General features: G+C 58.1%; 1 rRNA gene. It reads right to left on the bottom strand.

Features of this window, described 5'->3' with window-relative positions:
- A 23S ribosomal RNA gene (locus ABD912_RS23415) occupies nucleotides 1-1,201 on the bottom strand; the annotation flags it as partial.

The raw sequence follows: 1,201 nt of genomic DNA, 5'->3' as shown, positions 1-1,201 counted from the left end.
GTCGCTCTCACAGTCAAGCTCCCTTGTGCACTTACACTCGACACCTGATTGCCAACCAGGCTGAGGGAACCTTTGGGCGCCTCCGTTACTTTTTGGGAGGCAACCGCCCCAGTTAAACTACCCATCAGGCACTGTCCCTGACCCGGATCACGGGCCGAAGTTAGGAGTCCGGTACAGCCAGAGTGGTATTTCAACGGCGACTCCACAAGCACTGGCGTGCCCGCTTCAACGTCTCCCACCTATCCTACACAAGCTGCACCGAACACCAATACCAAACTATAGTAAAGGTCTCGGGGTCTTTCCGTCCTGCTGCGCGTAACGAGCATCTTTACTCGTAGTGCAATTTCGCCGAGTTCATGGTTGAGACAGCGGGGAAGTCGTTACTCCATTCGTGCAGGTCGGAACTTACCCGACAAGGAATTTCGCTACCTTAGGATGGTTATAGTTACCACCGCCGTTTACTGGGGCTTGAATTCTCAGCTTCGCCTTGCGGCTAACCGGTCCTCTTAACCTTCCAGCACCGGGCAGGAGTCAGTCCGTATACATCGTCTTGCGACTTCGCACGGACCTGTGTTTTTAGTAAACAGTCGCTTCCCCCTGGTCTCTGCGGCCCCGATCCCCTCCCGGACGCGAAGTCCGTTCAAGGTTGGGGCCCCCCTTCTCCCGAAGTTACGGGGGCATTTTGCCGAGTTCCTTAACCATGATTCTCTCGATCGCCTTGGTATTCTCTACCTGATCACCTGTGTCGGTTTGGGGTACGGGCGGCTTGAACCTCGCGCCGATGCTTTTCTTGGCAGCATAGGATCACCGGATCACCCCCCAAGGGGGGCGCCTATCGGGTCTCAGGCATCATGAACGGCGGATTTGCCTACCGTTCGCCCTACGCCCTTGGACCAGGTCGATTCCATTGCCTGGCCCGGCTACCTTCCTGCGTCACACCTGTTAATGCGCTTACCTCCCCGGCTCGGGTCCCGCGCGCCCCGCCCGGTGGGAAACCCGAAGGTCCCCCGGTGGGCGGTTTGGGCGGTTAGCATCGCCGGCTCGATATGGGCGGTTCTTCACCGGTACGGGAATATCAACCCGTTGTCCATCGACTACGCCTGTCGGCCTCGCCTTAGGTCCCGACTGACCCAGGGCAGATTAGCTTGACCCTGGAACCCTTGATCATTCGGCGGACGGGTTTCTCACCCGTCTTTCGCTA

It is taken from the genome of Arthrobacter ginkgonis, assembly GCF_039540195.1.
In the GTDB taxonomy this organism is placed as follows: Bacteria; Actinomycetota; Actinomycetes; order Actinomycetales; family Micrococcaceae; genus Zafaria; species Zafaria ginkgonis.
This window is presented reverse-complemented; position numbering and strand designations above follow the sequence as displayed.